This is a genomic window from Mycobacterium sp., assembly GCF_035314665.1.
Classification (GTDB): domain Bacteria; phylum Actinomycetota; class Actinomycetes; order Mycobacteriales; family Mycobacteriaceae; genus Mycobacterium.
Genome location: NZ_DATFZD010000293.1, coordinates 1 through 9158 on the forward strand (window position 1 = coordinate 1; position 9158 = coordinate 9158).

The window sequence follows — 9158 nt, forward strand, 5'->3', positions numbered from 1 at the left end:
CTGGAAGTTACGACCCAACTGGGTGATGAACTCCTGGCAGGCCACCGAACCCGAGCCGCCCCAGAAGTCACCGGCGGCCAACACATCGCGCACGATGGACTGGTGCTCGGCCTCCAGGGAGGCGGCCTGGGCGCGGATCAGGGCGCCGTGGGCGTCCACGTCGCCGAATTGGTAGCTGATCGACATAGTGTTCTCCTAAAAACGTTGTGCGGGTGACGGTTAGCTGGACAGGATCTGCTGGGAGGCCTGTTCTTGCTGCTCGTAGTTGTTGGCGTCGCGGATCAGTCCGTCGCGCACCCCGTGCAGCATGTTGACGATGTTGCGAAACGCCTGGTTCATCTGGCCCATGGTGTCGTAGGACGTCATCTGGGCGGTCCCGCTCCAGCCGGCACCGGCGATGTTTTGGCTGGATGCCCACATCTTGCGGGCCTCGTCCTCCACCGTTTGGGCGTGCACATCGAAACGGCCCGCCATCGACCGCATCTCGTGCGGGTCAGTCATAAAACGCGTAGGCATATCTGTCTCCTTATCGTGAAGTGGTTGACACTGGTTGAGGTTGATGATTCATCTCAGGCAGGCGGCATCGCCCCCTGTTCGTCATTAGACGAACACCTGCTTGGGCATGACTTTGGGCTTGACGCCGTAGCGTGGCCCGGCCATGCCGTAGCCGGATTTGCCGCCCGCGGAGGCCATGCCTGGCATGATGCCGCCCGGCGCACCCCCCATGCCGGCGCCCTCGTCGACGGCTGCGGTCCAGCCGCTACCCGTCAACGTGGCGTCGGTGACGGCGGCCGGGGCGGCGGCCGACCAGCCGGCCGGCACCGACAGCCCGCCGACCGCGGACGCCTCGCCCATGCCCGCCATCATCGCGGCTCCGCCAGCCGGGCCCGTCGCGCCCGCCAGCGTTGTGCCGAACCCCAACCCAGCACCCAGCGGGGCCGTATCGCCGATGACGACGCCGAACGGGGCGCCGGCGAGGAAGTGACCGAGCAGCGGCAGGGTCGCGGTCATCATCGCGATGTTCCATGCCAGCGTGACACCGATGTTGTAGACGACGTTCTCCACGATCGGTTGGCCGATCAAACCGTTGAGGGCTGACAAGACGCTCATGGGGGTGTCCACCGCCGCCGGCTGGGCCGCCGCACTTGCTGCGTTCTGCAGGCCGCTCACGGCCTGGTTCTGCGCCGCCGAGGCCCCGTTGGTGCCTGCGGCGTTGCTGACAGCGGAAGCTTGCGCTCCCTGCGCGCCCGGGGTGGTGTTTTCGGTCGGGTCGGTCAGCGGTGTAAGCGCCGACGAGGCTGTTGACGCCGCGGCGGAGTAGCCGTACATCGCGGCGGCGTCCTGCGCCCAGAACTCGCCGTACATGGCCTCGTTGGCCGCGATCGCCGGGGTGTTCTGACCCAGGATGTTCGTCGCGACCAGCACCGCCAGCTGCGCCCGGTTCGCGGCGACGACCGCTGGCGGGATCGTGGCCGAATAGGCCGCCTCGTAGGCCGCCGCCGATGAGGTGGCCGCGGCCGCCGCATCCTGCAGTTGCGCCGATGTGGTAGTCAGCCAGGTGGTGTAAGTCTGAGCCGACGCGGCCATCGCCGTCGACGACGGACCCGTCCACTGCGAGCCGAGCGAGGAGATTATCGACTCGTAGGACGCCGCGTTCGAGCTCAATTCCGAGCTGAGGGCGCTGAACGCCGAGGAGGCGGCCATCATTGGTCCGGCTCCAGACCCGGAGTACATGAGTCCGGAGTTGATCTCTGGGGGTCGCGCTGCGAAATCGAAAGCCATCTGTCTACATCCCGTCTTGATAGTGATCCGGATTGCGGTTGAGGTTTAACCGGCCAGTAGCGGCCGCTTTGGATTCCTAGGTGAGGGTCGGCTTGGGAATCGGCGGCATGACCTTGGGCTTGACGCCGTAACGCGGGGCGCCGAAGCTCGAGCCGCCCCGACCGCCGTTGGCGACCGCGGGCATGCCGGCGATGCCGGGTCCCATCCCGCCGGTGGACGGCGCGGGGGTGGTCCAGCTCTGCGAGGCCAACGTGACGGGCGTGCTCGCCGCCGGGATTCCGGCTCCGCCGGCCCAGCTGGGCGGCACCGACAGCGGGCCGATTGACGATCCGGAGCCGGCCGCGGCCAAGACCGGCGCAGCGCCCATCCCGCCGGCTCCACCGACAGCGCCTGCCGGACCCACATCTCCGGCCAGGCCGACTCCCAAGCCGCCAATGTCGGCGGAAGCGGTCGACGGACCGGCCAGCGCGGTCATCAGACCGCCACCGCCCATGCCGATCATGTCCGAGTAGGCCGAGGCGAAGTTACCCACCTCGTCCAGTGGCACCTGGACCATGGAGCTGTTCAAGCCGCCAAAGCCAGTTCCAAAACCGTTGGAGAGGAAGGCCGTAATGCTAGTGAGTAGGTCGGTGATAGAAGTGACTTGCGCGGGGCTGGCGGCCGCGGTCGACGCCGCGGACTGCGCCGAGTTCCCGACCGAGTTAGCGGCGGTGCCGGCTTGGTTGGCCGCCTCGGTGTCTTGGTAGGAGCCCGAGGATTGCTGCAGGAGTTGGTTGAACTGTTGCTGGACTGCCTGCGCTTGGGCGCTGACCGTCTGGTAGAGCTGGCCGTAGGTGGAGAACACGCCGCTCTGCAGGATCGACACCTCGTCGCTGCCCGCAGGCGCGATGGCCGTGGTCGACGCCGCGGCGCCGGTGCTCTCGGCAGCAAACGAGTTAGCGACGCCCTCGAGCTGGGTCGCGGCTTCGGAGATCGCGGCGGGCGCGGTATTCACGTATGACATGTATTTCTCCTGGGTGGCAAGAGGCCGACCCCGTCAGAGGGGTCGGCCATGATGGTCACTGTCAGCGTGTGCTGGCATCCGGCAGCGGTTCCACGGGGTCTACTTTCGCGTAACCTGAGCGGGAGCGCATACCCCGTTAATGGCTTCTTAACGTGGAGTCGGAACTTTTAACACACGGCTTCTACCGACCTGCTGCTTCGGTGCCTGACCGGGTCTCCATCAGGTCTTCGAGGTCGACGCGCTACATTCGTCGCTGGCCCCCATAGCCCAATCGGCAGAGGCAACGGACTTAAAATCCGCCAAGTGTCGGTTCGAGTCCGACTGGGGGCACGGTGGGGCTCGCAACTTGTCTCAGGGTGTCTCAGTCTGCTCTCAGGGGATAAGGAGTGGGTCTGTGGACGGCGTCGTCCACAAAAACCACCATGGTCCGGTTGAGTGGTGGCCTCACGCTTTTACGGTTTTTTAACGACCCAACACACGCCCCCGCAGTGGGGGTTGTGGTCAGCTGAGCGGGTCGGGCGGTTCATCCAGGTCTGCGTCGCCACGCAGATCGAGTTGCATCCATGCCACGTCGTGCCAGCGACCGTGTTTCCAGGCGGCACGGCGGTAAAGGCCGACGTCGGTGAACCCGAAGGATCGGTGGAAGCCGTTGCTGGCGTCATTGGGTAGAGTGACGCCGGCGAAGGCCTGCCGGTAGCCGCGTTCGGTGAGTCGGCGCAGCAGGTGCACATACAGCGCGTGTCCTGCGCCGCCGCGGTGCTGGTCGGCGTGAACGTAGATGCCGGTTTCAGTCGACCACTGGAAGCTGGCCAGGCGCTTCAGCGGCTGCCCGTAGGCAAAGCCGATGATCTGGCCGTCGCGCTGCAGGACGAGCCACTCGTAGCTTGCCCGCAGCCCATCGATGCGCGCCGCCATCTCGGCGGTGGTCGGGACGTCGATCTCCCAGCTGATCGCCGTGTTCTCGACGTAGGGGCGGTATATCGCCAGGCATGCGGCGGCGTCCTGGGCCGACGCCGGACGCACTCCGCCGCTCTTTGCTTGCATGCCAGTGATTTTGCAGGCGGATGACTCCCTGGGCGAGACAACGGGCATGCTTGCGGACGGCATATAGTTGCGCGATGGGTGACTGGCTTTCCGAACTTAATGCTGGCGCTGGACACAACCCTGACAGCGGTGCGCATAGGCCAAAGGTATTCATAGCTACGCCGATGTATGGGGGCGTGGCTACGGGGATTTACGTCGCATCGATGCTTCAGCTACCCGCTACTTTTCTGAGAAATGGGGTTGATGCTGAATACACTTGCGCGACGAATGAAAGCCTGGTGCCAAATGTCAGGAATTCCTTGACGCATCAATTTTTAGAATCCCAAGCGACGCATTTGATGTGGATCGATGCGGATATCGGGTTCAATGCCATCGATATCATCAGCATGCTCGTAGCCGATAAGGACATTGTGTGTGGGATATATCCTAAGAAGGAAATTGATTGGACGCGGGTGGCGCGGGCGGTCAAGGCAGGTGTCCCGCCGGAAGAGTTACACAACCATGCGGGCCGCTTCGCGGTTAGAACGTTGGAGGGCTCGGCCGACAGTGCCGACACCGACACTGATGAATTATTTGAGATTGAAGGCGGCGGCACCGGATTCATGTTGGTCAAGCGCGGGGTATTCGAGGTTTTGTCCGACTACGTCGCCGACTACACACCGGGTGTGAAGGTGATCAAGGAGTTTTACGCGACGGAAATCGACCCTGAAACGGGTGGCCTGATAGGGGAGGATTACCGCTTCTGCAGGATGGCACGCAGCCGTGGTTTCAAGATATATGCAGCGCCGTGGGTGCGTTTGGGCCATGCCGGGACATACGTATTCAACCGCAGTTTCGACCTGAACGGGCTGAAGCTCAGCGAGATATCCGCAACGTGATCTCGCCCGGCTAAGAGGCGGCCGCGGTGTGCGCGTGACGCAGATGGGGATGGGCGTCGTGACGGTCGCGGCACAGCGCAGCAACTTCAGCGTCAACGAGTCGAATCATCGATTGGACGAACTCCAGTCGGCCCTTGCCCGGCGGTCGCCACTGTGGGCAAATGCCGATAGCGCAGCAGCACGCATCGAAACGCGGACATCTCCGCGCGCAATACGCGCCGCACGGCCAGCGCGCTACGATCCCGTAGTGGCGACTCAAGGCGCTGCGGGACCAGATCCACGGACGGTATTGGCTGCATCTGAGCCAAGGCTGGCAGTTTTTGCCCCCGAAAATTTACTCACCCGCCTCATCGTGGTGCTCGACGCCGAAGCGCAGGTGTTCCAGCTAGGAATCAACCTCGACGCGGTCGGGCTCACCGCATCAACGCACCCGAACAGACAGGCGCCGAACGACCGATGCTGGCCGCTACGTCCTGGGCGAAACAGTGGCCCGAGGCCGTCGACGTTCGACACCGCACGATTGGATCGGACTGGCGGCATGGACTGCGCCAACCGCGATCCCGTCGCAGAAATCGGGCGGTATGCGCCCGCCGCCGGGCTACAGACCGCCAGCCTCGACGAAGTACTCTCCCATCACCCTGTCTGACGCGGTGGTGACACGCGGCCGATTTGCCTGCCTGGCTGTTACCGGTAGGTGATGGGCGCGGGCGCGTGCTTGCCGATATCGCCCGACGTCCATATCCCGCCGCTGCAACTTTCGTCGGCGCAACCTCACTCGCGGTGGTGACTACGCGCCCACGCGCCCCATGCGGCCAGCGCCTTCCAGCAGATCGGCGGCGCTGGCAACGCTTACAGCCGGTTTCGTCATCTGGCCGGCGACCGCACGGGCTCGAGTAATGCATTGCGGATCAAGGATGGAACGGAGGTCTGCGACCAGCGAACCCAGGTTACTGGCCGAGAAGGCCCGCCCAGAGCCGACTTTCAGCCGCGTGACGGCATCTGCCCAGATCTGCTGATCGTTGATCGGGTGCCAGAGGATCAACGTGGGTATTCCGGCGCGCATGCCTGCGGCTGTGGTACCGGCGCCCCCTTGATGAACCACCGCGCGGCAAGCCGGAAAGACGGCCGCGTGGTTCACCGCGCCCACAACCTTCACCTGGCCAGAATGCGGGGCATTGGCGAAGTCGCTTGCCCCAGAGCAAATCAACGCCCGCTCGCCTAACCGCGCGCAGGCCACGCTGATCAGGCCGAACGTCTGAGCCGGGTATGTCAGCCACACGCCGCTGCCAAAGCCAAAGTAGATCGGCGGCGTTCCCGCGGCGATCCAGGACAAGACCTCGTCGTCGGCCTCGGTCGGCAACTCCAGCGTCAGCGCCCCAACGAATGGCCGCCAACCATCTCCGTCCGCCCACTCGGCTGTCAGCCCGGGAAAACAGAGCGCGTCGTAGGCTTGAATCTCTAGGGATCGCGGAGAGGGTCCCGTCGCGTCAGCCAGGCCCAGTGCACGTCGATGAGCATCTTCAGCCTTCTCCATTGTGTCGCCGACCCAGCCGATCTGGCGCGAATGCGCTCCCGGGAAGAAGTGCAGCGTCGCCTGCGGAATGCCGTAATACTCCGCGACGTTGGCGGCCAGCCCCTGCTCGATTCTGCCCGTAACTAGCAGGTCGGCCCCGCTTGCCAGCGCCGTCAGCGTCGTGCCCCACTCCTCCATGGCCCGGGACAGGTACTCCTTCTCGTCTACCACCGCGCTGGCTGCATCCTCGATCATCCGGTTGCGGACGGCCGCGAGCGACTCCGGGCCGAAGGGGACCGCAGCAAGTCCCGCCAACTCAAGGAACCCAACCATCTCGGGCGCGACCGCCATGCACACATCGTGACCTCGGCGCAGCAACTCCCGACCGACGGCGGCGAAAGGCTCGACATCGCCGCGAGTTCCGTAGCCGGCGAGTACCACTTTCATCGGCGGAGCCTAACTCAAGGTGTGCCTAGACGTCCGAGCAGCCGCTTGATCCTGTACCCGGCAAACGTGTCCCCCGACCCAACCGCTTGGGCGGATAAAACGAACTAAGGCAAGCCAATAGGGCACGGCAGCTCGAGAACCGATGGCTTTCTCTGAATCTGCCGCGGCGGCAATATGTTTCAAAGTAAACAACTCCTTTTCTGTTGCGTGAATAGACGCGCCAGTATCTCCTCCTTCTCGTCGGAGTGCTGGACGCAAGCGGCTGCTGGCGGCGACCACGGTCGCGATGCTGAACAGCATCACCGCACCCCTATGACATGCTCCGCAGTCCGTTGTGACGCCCTGCGCGACTGAGGCGGGGCCACGGACCATCAGGTACCGTTCCCGGCATTCGGGACTGTTGGAGGGAGTCATGGCGTCCGCTGAGCCGATCATTGTGGTGCTAGGCCCGTGGTGCGGAGGCACATCAGCCGTTGCCGGCGTGCTGCAACACCTCGGCGTATTCATGGGCGCAGACTTCGTGTGGGCCTATCGCGGGCCACACGAGACCTGGGAGGACTCGCACCTTAGCAAGTTATGCGTACGGGCCTTCACCGAGCCTGGCGCTCAGCTGCAAATCGATGCTCGTTCTTTCGAGGCGCAACTTCGCATTTGGGCTGACAATCATCGCAGTGCCGCCCGTATTGCGGGGCGTCGCCCTGGCGTCAAGCATCCCCTTCTTTGCGTTGCGATGGATTTCATCCGTGACGCCTGGGGCCCGGTTGTGCCGGTAGTGGTGGACCGACCGGTACCGAACGTGATTGCGTCGCTGAACAGACTCGGATGGTGGAAGGACGAACAGGAGCGGGCTGAGTCAACGGCGCATCTGATCGCCGCGCGCGACCAAGCGCTAGCAGGCACTACGACGGTCAGGGTTGACTTCGAGGCGCTTCGCGCCGCGCCCGCCGATGTGATCCGCCGCCTCGCCGACGAGCTCGGCCTCGAAGTCACCGAGGCCCAACTGAAAGCGGCCACGGACAGTGTTATGAAATCCGCCGACGTGCCCCGCGACGTGGACCCGAACCAGCGCTTCATCAATCTTCTACGGCCCGAGGTGACACCCGACTCCGAAGATGTGCGACAGGTGTCGATGCTGGCCCAGGTCTACTTCAATGCAGGCGATTTTGCTAACGCGCGCAAGTGGTTTGCGCGAATGATCGAGATCGGCGGCTCGGACGAGGGGACCTTCTGGGCGATGCTGCGGGTCGCGCAATCGATGGAGATGCTCGGTGAACCATGGCCCGATGTTCACGAGGCTTACCTGCGGGCATGGGAGTTCCGACCGACCCGCGCGGAGCCACTCTACGACATCGCCCGCCATTACATCGCTGAGAAGCGCTGCCGGCCCGGCTACCTATATGCCCAGCGCGCCGCCGAAATCCCGCTGCCCGAAGACGACATGACCATCCCGCACCCAGACATCTACACGTGGCGCACAACCTTTCAGCAGCTGGTGTGCGCGTACCACATAGACAAGCAAGCCGAAGCATTCACGCTGGCGCGACGCCTGCTGGCCCGCCCCGACATCCCCGACGGTGATCGACAAGGCATCGCGAGCATTCGAGACCTGACGGTGCCGACCATGCTGGAGGCGGCATCGGCATACCCAGATGCGCTGGCGCACAATCTCGTCGCCGGACCACGCGACGCCGAGGTCACCGTCAGCGTGGTCGCCGGAGCGGATCGAGGTGCCACCGAAGAGACGCTGAACTCGTTTCTGCACTGCTGCACCGACGTGTCACGGGTCGGACGCTTCCTGGTCGTCGATGTCGGCCTATCGGCCCAAGATCGCGCGATACTGCAGGAGCGCTACGCGTTCCTCGAGTTTGCCGACTATGCCCCCGGCACCCACCTGCGCGACCAGATCCACGGACGGTATTGGCTGCATCTGGACCACGGCTGGCAGTTTTTTGCCCCCGAAAATTTGATCACCCGCCTCATCGCGGTGCTCGACGCCGAAACCCAGGTGTTCCAGGTAGGGATCAACCTCGCCGACGCGGTCGAGCTCACCGGCATCAGCGCACCCGAACACACGGTGCGCCGAGCGCCCGCCGCCGGCCGCTATGTTCTGAGCTACGTAGTGGCCACAGGCCCGGCGATGTTTGACACCGCACGACTAAGTCGAGCCGGCCGTACCGACACCACCAACCCCGATCCCGTCGCCGAACTACAACAGCGCGCAGCCGCCGCCGGGCTACAGACCGCCACCCTCGACGAAGTACTCTGCATCACCACCGTCTGACGAGTGCAGTCAGGGATTTCAATCATCTTCGGACGGTGGGAAGCGCGTCAGGCAATACGTCGTCAAGTCAAGTATCAACGCGTCTCGCTGAGCCTGACGCGGCAGCCCGCCGGCACTGGCACCTTGAATTGTCATGAACAGCTGTACGACCGCGAGAGGATTGAGCTGGTTCGCGGCGTCCTGAAAGCTCGCCAGAATTTTCGGGACATC

General features: G+C 64.2%; 9 protein-coding genes and 1 tRNA gene. 4 read left to right on the plus strand and 6 right to left on the minus strand.

Annotated features, from left to right (window positions below; all coding sequences use genetic code 11):
- The 4 genes from VKI00_RS20620 to VKI00_RS20635 all read right to left on the minus strand — a co-directional run.
- The coding region (locus VKI00_RS20620; protein ID WP_324440694.1) for a WXG100 family type VII secretion target at nucleotides 1-186 on the minus strand (186 nt) is incomplete at its 3' end.
- Nucleotides 187-219: 33 nt separating this feature from the next.
- Nucleotides 220-516: a WXG100 family type VII secretion target gene (locus tag VKI00_RS20625; RefSeq protein WP_324440696.1), complete on the minus strand. Its 297-nt coding sequence runs from the start codon at nucleotides 514-516 to the stop codon at nucleotides 220-222.
- A gap of 84 nt (nucleotides 517-600) precedes the next feature.
- A complete protein-coding gene (locus tag VKI00_RS20630; protein WP_324440697.1) occupies nucleotides 601-1782 on the minus strand; it encodes a PPE family protein in 1182 nt (393 codons plus the stop codon).
- Nucleotides 1783-1858: 76 nt separating this feature from the next.
- Complete coding sequence (locus tag VKI00_RS20635; protein ID WP_324440699.1) at nucleotides 1859-2785, minus strand: PPE family protein, SVP subgroup; 927 nt, start codon at nucleotides 2783-2785, stop codon at nucleotides 1859-1861.
- Nucleotides 2786-3041: 256 nt separating this feature from the next.
- Between VKI00_RS20635 and VKI00_RS20640 the strand changes: the two genes are divergently transcribed.
- Nucleotides 3042-3115: transfer RNA gene (locus tag VKI00_RS20640), tRNA-Leu, on the plus strand.
- Between the two features lie 171 nt (nucleotides 3116-3286).
- On the opposite strand, the gene VKI00_RS20645 is transcribed toward VKI00_RS20640, so the two are convergent.
- Nucleotides 3287-3829, minus strand: coding sequence for a GNAT family N-acetyltransferase (locus VKI00_RS20645; protein ID WP_324440701.1), 543 nt, complete (start codon nucleotides 3827-3829; stop codon nucleotides 3287-3289).
- A gap of 74 nt (nucleotides 3830-3903) precedes the next feature.
- Here VKI00_RS20645 and VKI00_RS20650 point away from each other — a divergent pair, with 74 nt between their 5' ends.
- Entirely contained in the window at nucleotides 3904-4707 is an 804-nt protein-coding gene (locus VKI00_RS20650; RefSeq protein WP_324440703.1) for a hypothetical protein, read from the plus strand.
- Between the two features lie 787 nt (nucleotides 4708-5494).
- On the opposite strand, the gene VKI00_RS20655 is transcribed toward VKI00_RS20650, so the two are convergent.
- Nucleotides 5495-6667 (minus strand): glycosyltransferase, encoded by a 1173-nt coding sequence (locus tag VKI00_RS20655; RefSeq protein WP_324440705.1) that lies wholly within the window; start codon nucleotides 6665-6667, stop codon nucleotides 5495-5497.
- 412 nt (nucleotides 6668-7079) lie between these two features.
- Between VKI00_RS20655 and VKI00_RS20660 the strand changes: the two genes are divergently transcribed.
- Both VKI00_RS20660 and VKI00_RS20665 read left to right on the plus strand, forming a co-directional pair.
- Complete coding sequence (locus VKI00_RS20660) at nucleotides 7080-8948, plus strand: hypothetical protein (RefSeq protein WP_324440707.1); 1869 nt, start codon at nucleotides 7080-7082, stop codon at nucleotides 8946-8948.
- A gap of 3 nt (nucleotides 8949-8951) precedes the next feature.
- Nucleotides 8952-9158 (plus strand): hypothetical protein (locus VKI00_RS20665; protein WP_324440709.1); only part of this gene is annotated, 207 nt, incomplete at its 3' end.